The sequence below is a fragment of the Rhizobium sp. PL01 genome (genome assembly GCF_033447125.1).
Taxonomy (GTDB): Bacteria; Pseudomonadota; Alphaproteobacteria; order Rhizobiales; family Rhizobiaceae; genus Pararhizobium.
Genome location: NZ_JAWQUM010000010.1, coordinates 241,633 through 260,222 on the forward strand (window position 1 = coordinate 241,633; position 18,590 = coordinate 260,222).

The 18,590-nt window shown below is 57.3% G+C and carries 23 protein-coding genes; 15 read left to right on the forward strand and 8 right to left on the reverse strand.

The genetic code is table 11. The annotated features are described in order from the left end of the window. Positions 1-15 precede the first annotated feature (15 nt). The 7 genes from R6X40_RS23055 (at position 16) to R6X40_RS23085 (ending at position 5,878) form a co-directional block, all read left to right on the forward strand. A complete protein-coding gene (locus R6X40_RS23055; RefSeq protein ID WP_318416396.1) occupies positions 16-1,041 on the forward strand; it encodes an LLM class flavin-dependent oxidoreductase in 1,026 nt (341 codons plus the stop codon). 364 nt (positions 1,042-1,405) lie between these two features. Beyond that, positions 1,406-1,555 (forward strand): hypothetical protein, encoded by a 150-nt coding sequence (locus R6X40_RS23060; RefSeq protein ID WP_318416397.1) that lies wholly within the window; start codon positions 1,406-1,408, stop codon positions 1,553-1,555. A gap of 69 nt (positions 1,556-1,624) precedes the next feature. Next, complete coding sequence (locus R6X40_RS23065) at positions 1,625-2,452, forward strand: DUF72 domain-containing protein (RefSeq protein WP_318416399.1); 828 nt, start codon at positions 1,625-1,627, stop codon at positions 2,450-2,452. An 86-nt stretch (positions 2,453-2,538) separates the two neighbouring features. Continuing rightward, positions 2,539-3,078, forward strand: a complete 540-nt coding sequence (locus tag R6X40_RS23070) for a DNA-3-methyladenine glycosylase (protein ID WP_318416400.1) — start codon at positions 2,539-2,541, stop codon at positions 3,076-3,078. A 131-nt stretch (positions 3,079-3,209) separates the two neighbouring features. After that, the gene (locus R6X40_RS23075) at positions 3,210-4,463 is read left to right on the forward strand and encodes a DUF763 domain-containing protein (RefSeq protein ID WP_318416401.1); all 1,254 of its coding nucleotides are present in this window, start codon (positions 3,210-3,212) and stop codon (positions 4,461-4,463) included. Between the two features lie 247 nt (positions 4,464-4,710). Then, positions 4,711-5,148 carry a hypothetical protein gene (locus R6X40_RS23080; protein WP_318416403.1) on the forward strand — a complete coding sequence of 146 codons (438 nt, stop codon included), beginning with the start codon at positions 4,711-4,713 and terminating at the stop codon, positions 5,146-5,148. A gap of 124 nt (positions 5,149-5,272) precedes the next feature. After that, complete coding sequence (locus R6X40_RS23085; protein ID WP_318416405.1) at positions 5,273-5,878, forward strand: hypothetical protein; 606 nt, start codon at positions 5,273-5,275, stop codon at positions 5,876-5,878. A 358-nt stretch (positions 5,879-6,236) separates the two neighbouring features. Here R6X40_RS23085 and R6X40_RS23090 read toward each other — a convergent pair whose 3' ends face one another. Together R6X40_RS23090 and R6X40_RS23095 are read right to left on the reverse strand one after the other, a co-directional pair. Further along, positions 6,237-6,548: a hypothetical protein gene (locus R6X40_RS23090; protein ID WP_318416407.1), complete on the reverse strand. Its 312-nt coding sequence runs from the start codon at positions 6,546-6,548 to the stop codon at positions 6,237-6,239. Between the two features lie 73 nt (positions 6,549-6,621). Next, on the reverse strand, positions 6,622-7,485 hold the full coding sequence (locus R6X40_RS23095; protein ID WP_318416408.1) for an SDR family oxidoreductase: 864 nt from the start codon (positions 7,483-7,485) through the stop codon (positions 6,622-6,624). Between the two features lie 123 nt (positions 7,486-7,608). Between R6X40_RS23095 and R6X40_RS23100 the strand changes: the two genes are divergently transcribed. The 7 genes from R6X40_RS23100 (at position 7,609) to R6X40_RS23130 (ending at position 14,057) form a co-directional block, all read left to right on the forward strand. Beyond that, positions 7,609-8,601 (forward strand): YihY/virulence factor BrkB family protein, encoded by a 993-nt coding sequence (locus R6X40_RS23100; RefSeq protein ID WP_318416410.1) that lies wholly within the window; start codon positions 7,609-7,611, stop codon positions 8,599-8,601. Positions 8,602-8,664: 63 nt separating this feature from the next. Next, positions 8,665-9,441, forward strand: coding sequence for an exodeoxyribonuclease III (gene xth / locus R6X40_RS23105; RefSeq protein ID WP_318416412.1), 777 nt, complete (start codon positions 8,665-8,667; stop codon positions 9,439-9,441). A gap of 25 nt (positions 9,442-9,466) precedes the next feature. Beyond that, positions 9,467-9,709 carry a hypothetical protein gene (locus tag R6X40_RS23110; RefSeq protein ID WP_318416413.1) on the forward strand — a complete coding sequence of 81 codons (243 nt, stop codon included), beginning with the start codon at positions 9,467-9,469 and terminating at the stop codon, positions 9,707-9,709. 1 nt (position 9,710) lies between these two features. Next, positions 9,711-10,694 (forward strand): glutaminase A, encoded by a 984-nt coding sequence (glsA, locus tag R6X40_RS23115; protein ID WP_318416414.1) that lies wholly within the window; start codon positions 9,711-9,713, stop codon positions 10,692-10,694. Positions 10,695-11,236: 542 nt separating this feature from the next. Beyond that, positions 11,237-12,523 carry a sensor histidine kinase gene (locus R6X40_RS23120; protein ID WP_318416416.1) on the forward strand — a complete coding sequence of 429 codons (1,287 nt, stop codon included), beginning with the start codon at positions 11,237-11,239 and terminating at the stop codon, positions 12,521-12,523. Positions 12,524-12,749: 226 nt separating this feature from the next. After that, positions 12,750-13,718: a sugar ABC transporter substrate-binding protein gene (locus tag R6X40_RS23125; RefSeq protein WP_318416513.1), complete on the forward strand. Its 969-nt coding sequence runs from the start codon at positions 12,750-12,752 to the stop codon at positions 13,716-13,718. 108 nt (positions 13,719-13,826) lie between these two features. After that, positions 13,827-14,057 (forward strand): hypothetical protein, encoded by a 231-nt coding sequence (locus R6X40_RS23130; protein ID WP_318416417.1) that lies wholly within the window; start codon positions 13,827-13,829, stop codon positions 14,055-14,057. A gap of 443 nt (positions 14,058-14,500) precedes the next feature. Here R6X40_RS23130 and R6X40_RS23135 read toward each other — a convergent pair whose 3' ends face one another. From R6X40_RS23135 to R6X40_RS23155, 5 genes are all read right to left on the reverse strand, one after another. After that, positions 14,501-14,824, reverse strand: coding sequence for a hypothetical protein (locus R6X40_RS23135; protein ID WP_318416419.1), 324 nt, complete (start codon positions 14,822-14,824; stop codon positions 14,501-14,503). Between the two features lie 80 nt (positions 14,825-14,904). Then, entirely contained in the window at positions 14,905-15,168 is a 264-nt protein-coding gene (locus R6X40_RS23140) for a hypothetical protein (protein WP_318416421.1), read from the reverse strand. A gap of 53 nt (positions 15,169-15,221) precedes the next feature. Beyond that, the gene (locus tag R6X40_RS23145) at positions 15,222-15,710 is read right to left on the reverse strand and encodes a ferritin-like domain-containing protein (RefSeq protein ID WP_318416423.1); all 489 of its coding nucleotides are present in this window, start codon (positions 15,708-15,710) and stop codon (positions 15,222-15,224) included. A 563-nt stretch (positions 15,711-16,273) separates the two neighbouring features. Continuing rightward, positions 16,274-16,900 (reverse strand): hypothetical protein, encoded by a 627-nt coding sequence (locus R6X40_RS23150; RefSeq protein ID WP_318416425.1) that lies wholly within the window; start codon positions 16,898-16,900, stop codon positions 16,274-16,276. A 74-nt stretch (positions 16,901-16,974) separates the two neighbouring features. Then, positions 16,975-17,184 carry a hypothetical protein gene (locus tag R6X40_RS23155; RefSeq protein WP_318416426.1) on the reverse strand — a complete coding sequence of 70 codons (210 nt, stop codon included), beginning with the start codon at positions 17,182-17,184 and terminating at the stop codon, positions 16,975-16,977. A 303-nt stretch (positions 17,185-17,487) separates the two neighbouring features. Between R6X40_RS23155 and R6X40_RS23160 the strand changes: the two genes are divergently transcribed. Further along, positions 17,488-17,619: a hypothetical protein gene (locus R6X40_RS23160; RefSeq protein WP_318416428.1), complete on the forward strand. Its 132-nt coding sequence runs from the start codon at positions 17,488-17,490 to the stop codon at positions 17,617-17,619. A 307-nt stretch (positions 17,620-17,926) separates the two neighbouring features. Here R6X40_RS23160 and R6X40_RS23165 read toward each other — a convergent pair whose 3' ends face one another. Further along, the gene (locus tag R6X40_RS23165) at positions 17,927-18,469 is read right to left on the reverse strand and encodes a YidB family protein (RefSeq protein ID WP_318416430.1); all 543 of its coding nucleotides are present in this window, start codon (positions 18,467-18,469) and stop codon (positions 17,927-17,929) included. Between the last annotated feature and the right edge of the window lie 121 nt (positions 18,470-18,590).

The window sequence follows — 18,590 nt, forward strand, 5'->3', positions numbered from 1 at the left end:
CCTGAAGGATCAACGATGAGCAGCATCGCCATCAACCACATCGGCTTTCTGACGCCGGGGAATTATCCTGCTGACGATCCATTGTCTGGGTTTGAAAAGACGTTGAAACTTCTCGAATATGGCGAGGGGATCGGCTTCCAAAGTGCCTGGGCACGCCAGCGGCATCTGGAACCCGGTATCTCGTCGGCGACCGCTTTTCTGGCGGCGGCAACCCAGCGCACCAGCCGCATCCAGCTCGGCACGGCTGTCATTCCGATCGGATATGAAAGTCCCTACCGGCTTGCCGAAGACCTCTCGACGGTCGACGTCCTGTCACGCGGACGGCTGAACGTCGGCTTAAGTGCCGGGCGGCCGCTGCATGCCGATCTGATCGCGCCGCTGGTCTTTGATGGCGATTGGGAAAACTATGACTTCTCACATACGCGGGTGCTGCGCTTCGTTGACAATCTGAAGAGCAATCCTGTCGGTGACGAAACAACTTTCATCAAGACGCCCTTCGGACCGCAAAGGCCTCGGCTACAGCCTTATGCCAAGGGGCTGACGGACCGGATCTGGTACGGTGGCGGATCGCTGCGCTCGGCCACTTGGGCAGGACGTAACGGCTTCAATCTTCTGATCGGCAATGTCACGACCGGCGAACAAACGGATGATTTCTTCGTCGCCCAGTCGCGGCAGTTGACAGCCTACCGCGAGGCCGGTGGGGCAGGCAGGCGTGTTGCCCTCGGCCGCGTCATTGTGCCCACCGATAGCGCCGATACGCAAACCCGCAAGCGCTATCTCGACTACGCGGCGGGGCGCAATGAGCGGACGCGGACACCGCAAGGCGAGCGCCGAACGCTCTATGCCCATGACATCGTCGGCACGTCAGAGCAGATACTGGAACGGTTGTTTGCCGACCCGATCCTGCCGCATGTCAGCGAACTCAGGCTGGAACTTCCCTATGAATTCGAAGATGCGGAGTATCGCCAGATCATCCACGACTTCGCCAGCCGTGTTGCGCCCCGGCTCGGCTGGATCAACGATGTTGACCGGTCGCGATAATACCGGCTGCAAACGAGCGCAAACGCGCCAGCACGAAGCTCGACAAAAGACAGCCTATACTGGAGAGTGAGCGCGGTGATGTCTGCGCTCCGAGCCGGCTCATCAGCAGGGGGCTTTGCAATTATGCGCTGTGTGGAGCGATGCTGAGCGAGAATCCGGCATGCGCGTCGTTCGGACACGCAAAACTCCTCGATGATGGGCCAGTTTTCCGGTTAGTCCCGACGTAAAAACTGTGCAGTTCGGAGGTCCAGTGTTGAACGGCAGGGGCCACAAGGCGGGCGGCGCCTGCAGGGCGCCGTTTCCACCACATGAGACCGCCGCTGATAAACATCAAGATGTCGGCCTATTCGGCAGGGAGATCCGCTTGCTCAGGCAAAGTGTAAAGGCGCTGCGCGCCGGTCATGGTCTCGACGCCTCTGACCCGGTCGTGCGGATCTTTTTCCGTCTTGGACGAGGGATCGGTTTTCGGTTGCCGCTCGTGACATTCTCCCAGGTTATCCTTGAGACGGTCTGAAAAGACATCTCGTTCCAGTTACAGATCAACCTACCCCATGGAACCAAACGAGGTTTCGGTGATTGTGCCATGATGAAAGAACAGACACGGACGGCGCACGATTTGCCGAACATCGCGACAGCGGGCTGGTCAATTCCCAAGACCGTAAAGGAACGCTTTCCTCTGCAGGGGAGCAGTTTGAGCAGATACGCATCGGTCTTCGACGCAACAGAGATCAATTCCACCTTCTACCGTCAGCACAAGCCCTCGACTTTCGCGCGGTGGGCCGAGTCCGTGCCCGACGGCTTTCGGTTCTCGGTAAAAATCCCGCAGGAGATTACGCATACCAGGATGATGAAAGAGATCGGCGACCCGTTCGATAGTTTCCTTAAGGACATCGCACCACTCGCTGAAAAACGCGGCCCGCTGCTATGCCAATTGCCGCCGTCTCTGGCATTTGATCCTGCGCACATGGAAGCAGCTTGCAGGATGATGCGGGATGCCGATGCGGGACCGATTGTCATGGAAGTGCGGCACAAAAGTTGGGCGTCGGACGAAGCGGTCGCACTTTTAAAAAAGTATACCTTCGACCGGGTGCTTGCTGATCCTCCGCTCATATGGACCGCTGAGGATTTCACTGTCCCTGCACGGTATGTCCGCCTGCATGGAAAGCCGAAAATCTACTATTCAACCTATAGCGATGAAGAGATAAGGTCGCTTTCAAAACTGCTTTCGGCGGGTAGCTGGTGCGTGTTCGACAACACCGCGTCGGGGGCAGCATTAAACAATGCGCTCACGATGGTCGATAGCTGCAAGCCGGATAGCAACGATGATGTGTCCTTCCGTCATGCGGACCCCAAAAAGGTCCTGTCGCGTCACAAAGCCAGCAGCATGTTTGGAAAGTTGACATCACCATGAGTTTGGCCGCCGGCGACACGTGTTCCATGCACCCAATTGATTGCGGAAAGCCCACGGGTTGGTCGATGCGGGAGGACCGCTGCGGCATGAATGCGTTTTTCGATCGCTCAGCACCCACGGTCGCAGCCGACCTGGTTGGCGCGGCATTTCATATCGCGGGTGTCGGTGGCGTGATCGTGGAAACGGAAGCCTATACAGATGAAGACCCGGCATCCCACAGCTATAAGGGGCAAACTCCTCGAAACAGGGCCATGTTCGGGCGACCGGCAAGCGTCTATGTCTACCGGTCCTACGGGATCCACTGGTGCCTGAATTTCGTCTGCCGCGCCGGCAGTGCCGTCCTGATCCGCGCTTTGCAGCCGACGACCGGTCTGGAATTTATGCAGCAGAGAAGGGGATTGGACAATCCTTTTCTGCTTTGCTCCGGTCCGGGGCGTCTCTGTCAGGCGCTCGCCGTCACGGGTGATCTCAATGGTTGCCTGCTGACGGAAAGACCCCTCTCACTGACGGTCCCGGCGGAGCGGCCGACCGTCACCGCCGGGCTACGGATCGGTATCACGAAGGCGGCCGATGTGCCCTGGCGGTTCGGTGTCATGGGGTCGCCATTCCTAAGCAAGAAGCTGTGATGGGCCTGTTTAAACCAGTTATGATGTCGGGCGTTTCGCTCCAGCAAACTGATATGATAGCTCTGAGGGCAGTGCACAGATCCAGGTGCTGATTCCACAACGCCTCTCGGTAACCAATTGGAGACGACTTTTTGACGCAACGGGCAGGCAGCGCTGATCTTCCATTGCATGGCGGGCGCGTGCCGAAATGGCTCGGCGACCGGATGACGCGCCTTGGCGCTGTCATGACCGAGGCGATCGTCCAGCATTACGGTCGTGACGAGTTTTTACGCAGGCTGGCAAGCCCGTTTTGGTTCCAGTCGTTTGGTGCCGTCATGGGGATGGACTGGCATTCCTCCGGCATTACGACCAGCGTCATAGGCGCGCTGAAGCGTGGTTTGACACCCCTGTCCGGTGAACTTGGAATCCATGTCTGCGGCGGGCGCGGGGCGCACTCGCGCAAGACCCCGGATGAACTGGCGGCGATCGGCGACCGTGTCGGCATCGACGGCCTGGCGCTTGCCACCACCAGCCGGCTGGTGGCAAAGGTCGATAGCGCCGCGGTCCAAGATGGTTTCGATCTCTATCTGCATGGTTTCATCGTCACCGACGATGGCAAATGGGTTGTGGTCCAGCAGGGGATGAACGATGGGCGGCGGCAGGCCCGGCGCTATCACTGGCTTTCGGAAGGCCTGACAAGCTTCGTCGATTCACCGCACGCCGCGATCGAGGGCCGTGACCAGGGGCAGATCGTCAATCTGGCTGACCGCCGCGCGGTCCAATCACGGGAAGGGCAACTGGACGTGCTCGCATCCCTGGGGCCGGACAGGATCGTGCGCGAGATTTGCACGCTGGAGGCTGAGCTTGCGCCGAAAAAGGCGTCGGCGAGCGATGCACAGCCTCTGTTGCCACATCTCGTCATGCCGGACCATCACGATGTTCGCCAGAGCGATGTGAACATGCGCCGCCTGCACGGCAACCTGGCGGCGGCGGCCGACCGTGGGCCACTGGATTTCGAGAGCCTTCTGTTGACGCCGGGTGTCGGCGCCAGAACGGTCAAGGCCTTGGCCATGGTCGCAGAGGTGGTGCATGGCGCCCCCTATCGGTTTTCCGATCCGGCACGGTTCTCGCTCGCGCATGGCGGCAAGGATCGCCACCCGTTTCCCGTACCGCTAAAAGTTTACGACGAGACGATCAGTGTCATGAAATCCGCGGTGCGGAAAGGCCGACTTGGGCGCGACGAGGAATTGCAGGCGCTGAAGCGACTGGACGATCAGTCACGGCGGCTGGAGCGATATGTCACCGGCCCCGACCTCAAGGAAATCATCGCCGGTGAGTTCCACATTTCGGCGCAACTCGGTGGACGCAGCGTGTTCGGATGGGAGCCGCCTGATGATGCCGGCTGATTAAACAACCTGAAAGAGGATTTGCCCAACCGTTTCGAACGCCGGATAATCAGATCCCCTTTGATCTGTTGACGAACTGTTATTGCCCCTAAATGTCCAGGGATCGAGCGCGTGGGCAATGCGCCTGCTTAAAAAAGCCGCGAAAACACGCCGAATTTCCGCGTCAATAAACTCGAAATAATATTCTGTGTATATTGGATACGACTTAGAATGGTCGCGAACGATTTTCCCAATCAAGGATTTACCAATGGCTGATGATACGAACTTAGTGCCGGCACTCGAAACTCCTTCCTCCGGGGCGTCTTCGGCGCCAAAGGAAAAGAAGACGCGTGCACCCAGGAAGCCGAAGGCCGCTGCGGAAGCCGTTGCTGATACTTTGGTAAGCGCTCCGGCAAAAAAGTCCCGCGGTCCTGGAAAGAAACCAGCGGCGACTATCACACCTGTTGCAGCCGAGCCGGCCGCCAAGACACCGGCCGCCAAGACACCGGCCGCAAAGAAGGCGACAACTGCGAAGGCTCAGCCTGCCAAGCGCTCGCCGAAACAAGTCGACGCCGCGCCGGTTTATACGGACGGTTTTTCCGATCTTCTGAAGCTTGAGGAAGAAAACCAGACGCTTCGTAAAGCGCTTTCCGAAAAGCTTCGTGCCGAGAACGCGGATCTCCGCAAAAAGCTCGGAACGGCTTGAACGTAGACGACTTCAAGCAGCCGGCGATGTAATGCGGGTTCACGACTAAAGTCGTGGCTCGCATTGCAAGCCCGGTCTCCCGCTCGATACTATATACTCAGGAAACCGAGTCGGGAGATGTTCGATGAGATCACCATGGCAACTAATCAAGGGGCTTGTATCACGCAGCAAGTCGGATGATGCCGGTGCAACGGCCGATGAGATCACGGCAATCCCTGATCCGAGGGTGGAATCATCAGAGCAGCAGCACACTGCGCCGCAAGGTGAAAGCGAGGAACTCACGCGTTCACCCCCCCCCACGACGCCTGATCATGACGATACAGACCGGCAGTCGGCTTCTGTTGGTGAAGATTACGGGAAATCCTCATCAACTGTCCAAACCGCTCCATTGCCTCTTCGGGCAGCAGAAAACGTGGCTCCGGCGGCAGCTGACAAGCCTGCAGCGGTCGCGCTTGGCGATTCTTCTCTGGTCGGCGAACGAGATACTGGGACCGTTACAACCGGTTCAAGAAAGGCAAGGTCGAAGGCGCCTCAAACGCGAGAAAATCTCTCCAAGCAGATTATTGTCAAGATAGCCGTTGGACAGCCCCTAGCGGGGAAGAAGACTGCCGTTGACGGCGCTGCAGAGCTCGACCGCGAAATCAACAACCTGCGACTGCACCTGTCTGCAAAACTGTTTGAGCAGAACAAGCTGTTACGGCGTATGATTGAGCGTTACGGGGACAAATGAGCGTAATCCTGGTGGTCCGGTGACGATTTTGAAAGGAAAGCGTCCCGCCGAGCAGGCTCCTGGCGCCTCAACAATATTGGCATCGCCCTTTTCCCGAGGGCTCTTTGGTGCTCCGTTTCGACGAAGCACTGGATAACTCCGCCCCTGGCGACTTGGCGGTTCAGTATCTGAAGCGACTTTCCAGTAGGCAGGTGCGACGTTGTCTATGTAGTCGTCGATCAAAACGCCAGGCCAACGCGTCGGATGAGCACATTGTTTCTTACCCTCGTTGCCACAGCTCCACATACAGCCATGCCGATTATGTCTGTCGTCAATCGCCACGTTGTAAAATCGGCCGGACAGCGCTTTAAGCCGTTGGCTATCGCTGGTCCTCGGCCATGAGGCGGTTGATCTCAGATTCCAGGCTGAAGGGCTGTTCAGTTTCAATTCCATTGGCCTTCTGAGTGTGTGGTGGCGTCTCAGATACGTGAGCGGTGCCAGCACGACGGGCGGCCGATCGTTCTGTCACCAAGGCACGGTACCGCATGGCAACCTCCGGCATCGTCATCTCCCCGGAAATCCAGTCCTCGATCCACGCGTGGAATCTGTCGTCCTGCTCAATGACATGTCCGGCTTGCTGAGCACGCTGAAACGCGCTCTGCGCAGCGCGTCGTCTGATTTCCGCTGACATATATCCCTCACCCTGGTGTTCGCTTGGCAGACAGAAGTGCCGTCGCTTGAGGTCCGATATCTCGACACCTTGTCTAGATCATGATTTCGCCACCTGTGACGGGGATCACCGCTCCGGTCATGTAGCTCCCTTCGTCAGAGGCAAGAAGTACAAACGCACCAGCGAGCTCCGCTGGCTGTCCGGCGCGGCCGATCAACGTCTGCTTGCCGAATAACTCCGATTTTTCCGACGGCATTGTGGATGGGATGAGGGGAGTCCAAATCGGTCCGGGGGCGACGGCATTCACGCGAATGCCTTTTTCTGCGACCATCTCGGCAAGCCCAGCGGTAAAGTTTGAGACGGCACCTTTGGTGGCAGCATATGCAAGAAGGTGCGAAGACGGTTGCCGGGATTGGATTGATGTCGTGTTGATGATCGAACTGCCGGGGGGCATGTGCGCGATAGCAGCTTTCGACAAAAAGAACGCCGCATAGATATTTGTGCGGAACGTCTCGTCCCATTCGTCGGCCGTTATGTCCTGGATCGAACTATAAGTCCTTTGAAAGGCCGCGTTATTGACAAGGACGTCTATGCCACCAAGTTCCTTAACAGCCTTGGTGACAAGCCCAATGCAATGTTCTTCGTTTTTGATGTCGCCAGGCACGACGAGCGCTTTGCGCCCAGCTTCCTCTACCCATTTCGCAGTCTCCTTGGCGTCTTCATCCTCATTCAGATAGGAGATAAGAATGTCGGCACCTTCGCGCGCATAGGCAATGGCCACCGCCCGGCCAATGCCGGAATCCGCTCCGGTGATCAGGGCGACTTTGCCCTTCAATTTTCCAGCTCCCTTGTAGGACTTTTCGCCGTGGTCAGGAATTGGCTTCATCAGCTTCGTTTCGCCCGGCGGTGATTGTTGCTGTTTCGGCTGCGGCGGCATCGGACGGCGGCTATCGGTCATGTTGCGGCTCCTGGCTGAACGAATGTCTGCAGGAACTTGCCAGGAGCGTGGAAGTTCCCGAATCTCTAAAAGTCGCAAAAGCGGAGAGCTGCCCTAGTTCAAGAGCAAGGCAGGGAGGCGCACATGAACAAATCCAGCGACGTGGCTTCCGTCGAGATCGAAGACGATGAGCCGGGCAGGGGCCGGGATGCAGAGACCCCGAACGAGATTCCGTTCAAAGGACTGCGTGATGTTTTTTGGCGCGTGTTCACACAAGTGATCGAAGACCGGGTCACTCTCGTCGCCGCAGGCGTCGCTTTTTATATCTTGCTGTCACTATTTCCCGCTTTAGGCGCGCTGGTCTCGCTCTACGGCTTTATTGCCGACCCGAGCACGATGGCCAAGCACATCACGTTTGTGGCAGACATCCTGCCACCAGGCGCGTTCGACATCATATTGACGCAACTCAACGTCCTTGTTCAAGCCAAGCCATCTTCCTTGACCATGGGATTTTTCCTCGGTCTGATGATCGCATTGTGGAGTGCCAACAGCGCCGTGAAGGCGATGTTCGATGCGATGAACATTGCTTACGCCGAGACGGAAAAGCGCGGCATCATACGGCTCAACCTGATCTCTCTCACCTTTACCGGGATCGCCCTGCTCTTCGTAGCCATCTTGGTGGCGGCCATCGGTGGGGTTCCTGCGGTTCTCTCATATCTGTGGCTGGATCGATGGCAGGAAACGCTCATACGCATCGTGCGGTGGCCTGTGGTTCTGATCTTTGTCGGCAGTGGCATCGCGCTGATCTACCATTTTGGTCCGAGCCGGGAGTTCGCAAAAGTTCGATGGCTGAGCTGGGGGGCCGTCTTCAGCACGTTCTTATGGATCACGGCTTCAATCTTGTTTTCCTTCTATCTCGAGACTTTTGCTGACTATCAGGCCACCTATGGCGCGCTGGGCGCGCTGATCGGCTTCATGATCTGGACCTGGATTTCTGTGATCATTGTCATCGTCGGGGCGGAACTCAATGCGGAACTTGAGCATCAGACCGCGCGCGATACCACCACAGGGACACCGCGTCCTTTGGGGGAGCGCGGCGCTTATGTTGCCGATACGGTTGGGGCGGCGGCCGACTGAGCGCGGAACTTTGAGAGGGGAACCGAGTTTCCACCAGACGATACTCGCGGGACTGAAAAATCATTGAAACTAGCCACATACAACGTGAACGGCGTCAACGGCCGCCTCGACGTCCTCCTTCGATGGCTCGATGAGGCGTCACCTGATGTTGTCTGCCTGCAAGAATTGAAGACGCCAGACGCCAGATTTCCTCTCAAGGAAATCGAAAAAGCCGGATACGGGGCGGTTTGGCAAGGCCAGAAATCCTGGAATGGTGTGGCTATACTGGGTCGGGGCAGGAAACCGATACTTACGCGAAGAAGTTTACCGGGCGATCCCGACGACTTGCATAGCCGTTACATCGAGGCTGCGGTCGAGGGAATGGTAATAGGCTGCCTGTACCTTCCTAACGGGAACCCGTCGCCAGGGCCAAAATTTGACTACAAATTGGAGTGGTTCGAGCGTTTGGCACGCCACGCCGCGGAGTTGCTCGCCCTGGACGTTCCCGTCGTCCTGGCAGGCGATTACAACGTAATCCCGACCGCGTTGGACGTCTACAAACCCGAGCGCTGGGCTGAGGATGCGCTGTTTCGAACCGAGGTCCGTGACGCGTATAAGCAGATCGTCGACCAAGGCTGGACGGATGCCATCCGAAGACTGAACCCCGATGCGAGGATCTACACGTTTTGGGACTATGTCCGGAATGCCTACGGCCGGGACGCTGGCTTGCGGCTCGATCACCTTTTGCTCAGCCCATCCGTTGCCGGGCGGCTTCGAAGCGCGGGCGTCGACCGGCATGTGCGGGGATGGCAACACACCAGCGATCACGCTCCGGTGTGGGTCGAGCTTTCCGACGATTAAGAACGATCAAACCTTGGAGACCACGATGAGCAGAAATTTACGTGAGACCGTCCGGGAACGGATCGAGGACGTCGTCGATATGTTGGTTGGCAAAGGCTCCAAATCGGCAGACGTGTTCGACGCGATGCAAGCTGAAATCACCGCTCTTCGTAGGGCATACGATCGCGATCCCGCTCCAGCGGATGACGGCAGCGCGCAAGAAACTTTGGAGGAGCCTTCCAACGACTGGCCTGGAGCCGATGAAAAGATTCAACCTGGTGACGTGTGAGATGCCAGTCGAACTGAAGTCCATACTGGATGACGTTGTCGAGAAAGTTCGCAATGCTGCACCGCGGATTTTCGATGAGGCCGTCGATAAGGCCAAGGCGAGCGGCAAGCCTGTTCCCCGCAAGTTAGACTTCGTTAAATTCGGCATTGCCGTGTTCATGCGCAACGGGGAAATCGCGTCTGCAGGCAACTGCCGCGTCGGCTTTCCCATTCAGTCGATCTCCAAGGTCTTCGCACTGGAGGTTGCCCTTGAAGCCCTCGGCGAGAAGCTGTGGACGCGCGTCGGCCGGGATCCGTCCGGCGACCCCTTCAACTCGATCATTGATCTGGAACGCGCCAGGGGTGTTCCACGCAACCCGTTCATCAACGCCGGTGCGCTGGTTGTCTGCGATATTCTGGTGGGTCTTGGCGGGCGCGCCGGTCCGAACCATCATGTTGTCGACCTCGTGAAGCGGATGCTCGACGGTGACGTTCCGCGACTCAGCCGGGACGTGATGGATAGCGATCGCACCAGTGGGGACTTGAACCGATCTTTGATGTTTATGGCCAGACACCACGGGAACTTGAAAAACGCGGTAGAGAGGGTCATGGATGCCTATATCCACCAGTGTGCGGTCACCCTGGACTGCCGCAGCCTTGCGAGGGCTGGGCGGTTTCTTTTGCTTGATGACCCCGACGACGAAGACGGTGTGAAAATTGCGGCGGCGCGGCGGGCGCGGCGCATCCTGTCGATCATGATGTTGTGCGGCCAATACGATGGTTCAGGTGATTTCGCCTATCGCGTTGGCCTTCCGGCAAAGTCCGGAGTAGGGGGCGGCATTTTGGCAATCGCCCCTCATCGCGCCTCGATTGCGGTCTGGTCACCAGCGTTGGATCCAATGGGCAATAGCTGGCTCGGAACTCTGGGCCTTGAGTTCCTGACGTCGAAAACAGATTGGTCGGTTTTTGGTGCGTCTCGCCGCGCGTTTCGCGAGAGTCAATCATAGGGTCAATTTTCGCATCGGTTTCCCCGCGTTTTCCATTCCATTCCAATCCGGACTTCGGCTTGGTGAAATTTAGTGTTTCAAAGCAAAGGCAAAGCGGATCAAGGGCAAAAGAAAATACAGATCAAATTAGCGCGGACATGAACAGGCTGGCTCAGATTGACGGGTGCAACGTCTCTCGATGCATTTTCCAATGTTTGACGATCACCGTGTCTCGAACGTGCCAGCCAAATGGGACTGGCGGGCGTCCACTCCCGGTTTTGGGCGCCTCTTCTGGCCGAACGTTGGAATGTTCCACACCTTTGAGAGCGTTCCTGCCGGCGCTTCGCACAGCCTGTTGGAAATGTTGCTTATTCGACCCCGTACGTGGTCCCACCGTGCAAGGGTCCCTGCCGCGTTGAAGTGGGTTTACGGAGACCGCTTCCAGGTAAAATTCTCTCTGGCGCATCGTCTTCAAATAGGGCACGAATGCGCCCATGTCCCTTTCGAGCCAATCCCTTCTGCGATCCACCTCTGTGTTCCTTCTTATAGGTTTTACGGCGCTGATGGCTATCGTGGTCATGAACTTCTGGCTTGGTGAACGGGCGCAGAGCAATTTCGAAGATGCAAGCGCGGCCCGTGATACGCGGATCGCAGCAGTCGAGTTAAGAAATGCGATGCAGACGGCCGAGTCCAGCCAGCGCGGGTTCATCATCACGGGCAATGAAATTTACCTTGCGCCTTATCAGGCCGCTAAAATCCAGGCGCGCCGTCATCTATCGTCGTTACAGACGTATCTGCCATCCTACGCTGGTTCCGACGTGAAGTTGGAGCGGCTGAGTACACTGCTCACGGCCAAATTCGAGGAACTGGATCGAACGATAGATCTCAAGCGGGACAAACGCGACGAGGAGACCCTGGCTATTATTCGCACCAATAGCGGCAAGGCATTAACGGACGAAGCCAACGTGTTCTTTGCAGGTATAATCGGGCAAGCAGATAGCAGGCTGACGGCGGTTGTGGAAGAAGAGCGGGCGAACTCCGGGTGGCTTCGTCTTGTGTCGGGCATCGGCGCGCTGGTCATCATCGCTGTTGTCGGTGGTGCTGCCTACGGTATCGCAGGCTACACCAGGGAACTGCGGACCACGCGGGACGAGGTCAACGCTCTCAACAGCGAGCTCGAGCAACGTGTCGTTGCCCGCACCGCCGATTTGGCGCAGGCCCGTGACCGCGCCGAAGTGCTTCTGTCGGAAGTCAATCACCGCGTTGCCAACAGCCTCTCTCTCGTCGCATCTCTCGTCAGCCTCCAGTCCAGGGCTCTGGTCGATCAGTCTGCCAAGAACGCGCTAGCGGAAACCCAGGACCGCATCTTCGCGATCTCCCTGGTCCACAAGCGGCTTTACAGCTCGGCCGATGTGCGCACGGTCGAGTTAAGCGAGTACCTGAGCGGGTTACTTGAACACCTTCGAACGTCGTTGCGAAACGAAGGGCACGGCGTAATCCTGTCATTCGAGGTCGAGCCGATCGAACTGGAAACGGATGCCAGCATCAATCTCGGCGTCATCATCACTGAACTTGTCACCAATGCCTTCAAGTACGCCTATCCCGATGGACCTGGACATGTTCGCGTGCGGGTGAGAACTGTCGGTCAACAAATTGAGGTGGTTGTGGAAGATGACGGTATCGGCCGCGTTGAAGGTGGGCCGGCGAAGGGGACTGGCGTGGGCACCCGCATCGTCAACGCGATGAGCATGAGCTTGGGGGCGAGCATTGAGTATCGCGCGCGGGATCCGGGCACTGCTGCCTATCTCGTGTTTGCGCCAAAGGCGAAGCACGGCCTTGCTGCACAATGAGGACCTTCGGGATGGAGCCATGGGCGGCTTCGAATGCGCATGCTTGGGGGAGTAGAATGATGTGTGACCAATGCAACGCATAATTTTCCTCGCGGTCGCGATGACGGCCGGCCTCTGTTCGGCAAGGGCAGAGGAGGGGTCTCAGGGCCTCACGCAGAGGACCACTCTTCCGCCTTTTCAAGAAGCTGCGCCCACTTGTGGCAAGCCTCCGGGACTGACGCGTGTCCTGGCATACGTCCAGGAAAATCAGCGTGAATTCCTTGAAGGGGTTAACCACGGACTGGTAATGGCTGCCCGCGACCGCAATCTGATGTACAAGCGCAGCCTTGCGGAAAACAACGCCGCCAAAGCGGTGGCGGAAATAAGAGCTTTCAAGGACGCCAAGGTCGGCGGGTTGGTTGCGACCTCCTCGGATCCGGCTGCAGTGAGCGGCAGTCTCCAACAGACAATCTGGTCGGGTGCCTTCGTTGGGACCATTGTGCCGCCGCCAGCAACCTTGCTCCTCAATGCGCCGCAATATGCAACCGGAAAGGCGCTGGTAGATGCAGCAATCGCCCACATCAACACCAAGCTCGGCGGCAGGGCCAATGTCGTTTTATTGACGCAAGACACGATGGAATTTCTGACACCAAGGTTTGAGGCAATGCGCGATGCCCTGGCCATGATCCCCGGCGTGACGATTGTCGCCGATATCGCGCCAAATCCAGTCACGCAGGAGAGCGGCTTTGCGACCATGAATACGGTCCTCATGGCCAATCCCGACGTGGATGTCGTTCTCGGCGGCGATGCCGTGGTACTCGGCGCGCTAAAGGCGCTTCGGGCCGCGGCCAAGGATCGGCCCGATCAATTTCTCGGTGGGATTGACGGTGAACCGGAAGCGGTGTCCGAAATAAAAAAAGACGATAGTCCCTTCAAAGCCAGTATCTCTCTGTCCTCGCCCGTATTCGGCTACGCGATGGGGCAGTTTGCGGCCGATTGGCTGGAGGGTAAAAGCGTTCCTCAAACGATGGATATCCTCCCCATTGCGATTACGAATGAGAACATTGCCCAGTATCAGGCAGACTGGGAGAACCCGGCAATTGTCTTTGCCGATCGCGGCCGCAGGGATCGCTACCTCAAAATGTATGGCAACATCTGTTACGATACACGTGACAACTACGTGAACTTTCCCTGGTCATCAGAAGTCAGGAAATAGAGGCTTTTAACAGTCGCGCGTCTTGCGCCTGGCCGAGGAAGCCATCGCTCGTGTGCACGTCGGGGCTTGACCTCGCCCCAGGGGCGTCCCCTGCACATTCTGGCATGAGTGGCACATTCCTTCTTGCCGGACGCTTCGGCGTCACCACACAGCTTTCTGCCAAAGCTCTGCGGCTCTATGCCGAGCATGGGGTTGCTGGTGCCCGCCCATGTCGATCCGGCCACCGGATTTCGCTATTACTTAATGGAGCAGTTGCCCCGTGCCCGGCTGATTGCCAAACTACGGCGGATTGGCCTCTCGGTGGTGCGTGTCGCGCAAATGGTAGAGATGTCACCGTAGGCACGCATCGTGGGACTGGACAGTTGGCTCGCTGGCGAGAAAGAACGCCATACCGCATAGGCAGAGCTGACCGAGGCAATTTCGCGCCAGGCCCATCGAGCCGTCACTGATTAACGCTGCCGCAACCCGCGCTGCATCCGCCATCAAAGTCATCTACCGGCAGCGCAATGTTGGGGTCGCGGCGCTCGATGGCTTGACGGCTGAAGCCGAGGCCTGCATCCGCGCGTATCCTAAAGCAAACGGCCTAGTCGCCGATGGCAGGATGCGCATTGTTTTCCACGATTTTGTCACCCGTGACAATGAAGGGCTCGTCGGGTCGCCGTCGCCTATCGGGGCAGTGTCGAGCCCGACGGCGACCTTCGGTTGAGGTTTCAACCGGCGCGACGCGAGGTTTTCTTGCCCGTTCCCGCTGACTATGAGAATTTTCCGATGGTGCTGCGCGTCTACGATGCCTTGGAACCGGCAAACTTTCCTTTGTACCACTTGTTCCATTGGTGTCCCCGGCTACGTTCTCGGGGATCAAACCACTCACCACCGAACTGCGCCATGAATTTCTCGGCATCCTCTTTCAGTGAGAAGCACTGAACGACTAACGTCTTGTCATCGTGGCATAGGGAATGGCCGCGGACGCACCGCGAAAGGCCCTTGCAAAATTCGTCCTGGATCGCGGTTTGCTTGTCGGTACAAAGAGCGCTGTCCAACGCAACTTGAAATGGCCAACCGCGATCAATGCCTGCCGCAGTCAGCTCACCCTTACGAGCGCTCATACTTTTGTTTCCCGTTTGTTCCTGATAGGATTTGCCACCTAATGTGAACTGATACAAGTCCCCTATCGGGCAACTCAGTTTCAGAGATTGGCGGGTTTAACCGACCCCGATCTTTCAGCGTCGCCGTGGGGCTTCGCTAAAAGAATCGTTTCGATCAGTCCTTCGGAGGTCTGTTTGCCGATTTTCAGTTTTCCGACCTGGTGAAGCTCCGCCAAGCCGCTCTCGATTGGGACGCCATTTTCCACGAGCAACGACTTGATCTCGTCGATCGTCTGCACCTCTGAGCCGACCAACAGTTCCGTCCCGCGCAGTCTTGTGAGCAGATATGTAAAATCTTTGGACATAACAACGATCCTGGCAGTGTTGGGGCTGACACATCCGCCAGCCCCGACAATAATTAGCCTTCGGCTTTTTGGTTCACGACAGAGGTGGCAATAGCGGTTAGTGCCAGATCGGTGGCTTGTTCCTCATCAAGCGTAGACTGCAGAATCTCGGCGGCTTCTTCATAGCCAAGTTCCAGCGCCCACGTGCGCAGCGTGCCGTAGCGTGACATTTCGTAGTGTTCGACCGCCTGGGCGGCAGCAAGGAGGCCAGCATCAAGGGCAGGGGAACCTTCATATTCCTCCATGATTTCGGCACCCTCGTCAGTAATGCCGAGGATAGCGGCGCACGTTTTCGCCTCAGGCTCCTCGCCGATCACGTTGAAGATGGCTTCTAGGCGGGTCACGTGTATTTTGGTCTCGTCCAGATGCTTGCGAAAAGCAGACTTTAGCTGAGTATTTGTCGCCGCTGCTTCCATCTCTGGCAATGTGTCAACGATCTTCTGTTCGGCAAAATAGACGTCTTTGAGCGTGTCGAGGAACAGGTCTTCGAGTAATTTGGCCATGGGATTGTTTCCTTGGGACATTGCACCGACAGCCGGGCAATTGTGTGCCAACAACTCATTGGCGGACCCAATGTTCCGTCTCGCCACGCCACAGGTGCATCGCCAACTTCGCGCCTTGATGGGTCATATCCGCCTAGCGTTCCTGCCGTTGGAAATCGGTTGCGTACCTCAAAGAGAATGTCACATTTCATCTTGTGCACCTAGTACACTAGACTATGGTCGAATGCGCTGGAGGCCGCAGAGGAGGTGGCTTCTCAACAAAAAAGATGTCAATCCTTGGGAGGAAATGATGCATAAATCCGATACCGCAATACCACCAATGGACCTGAATATGCTCCAGTCCGTTCTCGACGCTTGGTGTATTCAGCAACACATTCTGCGCAAGGATGCGACTGCGGAAGCGAGGATATTGATCAATGAGTATAAGCGCGGCAATCGCTCACAGATTAAACTCGTCGACGCACTTATAAACAGCACCACGCACTAGCGATTGTAGTCGAGAACCCGGCCTCAGCAGCCGGGTTTTTCATGTCGAATAAATACGCGATTCCGGATTTAACGGGTCACCGCAGGAAGCCGTCGCGTCCGAATTCTTCCCAACCCGCCAGTTCCGTGCTCGTCTCAGCAGACCCCGCTTCTGGTGACGGAGAACTCGACCCCTTCTTCAATGATCGCGTCAGTTTCGCTTTGTAAGCAGCCCGCCGTCGGTTTTCGGCCGCGGCCGCCACGTCATCCTCGCGCCATTCGTCAACGGCACTGCTATCGAGAAGTTCTTCGACAAACCGTGGATCAAAAACGTGGAAGGTGATCTGCCTGGCGCGGCCCGCGAGTCGTACGGTCCTTGTCCCCGCGCTGGGGAGGCGACCGTCGGCAAGCCAACGGTGCCTCTCCCCAGGCTTGATTGTCAAGATGTCCTGAATCTCGCGGGGGATCACGGGGAGGCTTTCGATATCCTTCATTGCCGCTGAGACAACGCCCGCTGCGGCGTTGAACTCGGTCTTCGCTTCGGATGCCATTGCAAGGACCAGTTCGCCAGATTCGAGAACCAGGGATTTCTTTGAGGAAATCGGGAGGCGCGCCCGTATCTCGAGAAGTATTCCGTGTGCGCGCACCGACGACCCAAGGGTGGCTTTCGATGGCAGCGTCCAAGTTCTAAGGAGTTCGATCTCGTTTTGCTCACGTTTCGGCATGCTGCCTAAATGGCGTTGAATTTAGTCAAGTCAACGGAGGGCGGATGGGCCATTGGGCACGAGATTATCTTGCATCATTGCTTTGCAGGCATTTCCAGCGCCGCGAACCAGTCCGCATAAGGCGTATTCTTTGCCATGTGGCTGTTGTAGTCAGGGGCTCTGTCGTCCCACCACACCGGGCCGCGTTCGCCAAGTGCGATCTTGGCTAGGTCTACCCGCTTCCGCGCCAGCGCCGTCGCGACCCTCTCGCCTTCAGCATCGCGCACCATCCGTCTAGCAGACATCAGTTCCTTCACGAGCCGATCTCGCTCGCGTTCACTGATAGCTGGATTGCTCCTGCGCCACAATCGGCCGCGAACGACGAAATATCTTCCATCGGGGGTGTCGGGGTACCGACTTCGATCTTCGGGTTTTTGTCTCATGACAAAGGAATTTTAATGAGGCCGATTGGTTCCGGATGCGAGGTGGCGGCGTGTGAATTGGACACGACGCAGCGATTTCTCCGATTTCTCGCTGCGTGCAACGACACGCCAAGCGAGCATCCAATTCGTCCGCTGAGTCCTCCACCAGCCCACGGGGAGAGCCGCATGGTCGATCCACCGGCAGAAATGGCACGTGGTATGGAGTGGAAGGTCGAACTCGATCAGACCGTGGATTATGCCGTTCAGCTCATTCTTGAGGAAGCCATATGCTGGGTTGGTAAAGAGCTGAATTCCTGACTGCCATCATGAGCGCAGCCTCGTTAGATGGAAGGATGCCGGATCGTTGGAAGTCTACCACGCTTGAAGGCTCCATTCAGGAGATTCGTCGGCGAAGGTCCACCGAATACGGTCCGAAGTTCTTGCAATCATGACAAACGCTCGGCTTACGAATGCATTCCGACCAGGTTACCGCATACCGTAGTGACGAACGGCTTCACGCATCGCTCATTAGAGCAGGCGCTCGCCGAAGGGATCGCCATGGCTCTTGAACTGAACAAAAAAGGCCGCTTGAAAGGCGGCCTCTTTGTATCGAGCGAGTGTTTTGTCAAACTATCTCGGGCTTTATCGACGGTACAGATTGGCGTGCCCCAGCTGAGATTTCGTCATCGGCTGGGATTGTTCCGTTCGGCGTCAGTTCATTGACAGCTTTGGGGAGCTCGCGGCTCAGACGGCTTAGTATTTCGTCAGGCGATAATCCTGTTCTCGCTGAGAGATCGGCGAGAACGTCCGGTCCGAGTGCCTCCGACAACTGGCCATCGTTGATTTCTGCATTTGGCCCGGTTTCAACCCACGATTTCGCAGTTTCGCCGTGCCCGTTCTGCTGGAACTGCTTCAGTAAATCGCCAAGACCTCTGCTTAGTATACCTCCGGTCGAAGCGCCGCCCGGAAGACCCCCAAGGCCTCCCAGACCACCAGTTCCGCCGCCCAAACCTCCGAGCAACCCGCCAAGACCACCCGACTGTTGACCTGGCGTCCCATCCCCCTGAGGGTTCTGGAGACCGCGCAGGAGTTCGCCGATCTTGTCCCTGTTTTGAAACCCGGCGACTGCCAGGACTGCGAGAAGTGCCTTCAATGCGCTACTTGCCATTTCCGTGTCTCCCGTTGCTTGTTGGAGGGATCAACCCTCGGCCTTCTGACCAAGTTTTCACGGTTGCGTGATTGTTCTTGAAACGCCTTGGACGAGCACAAGTTCCTCTCGCCCATGCGAA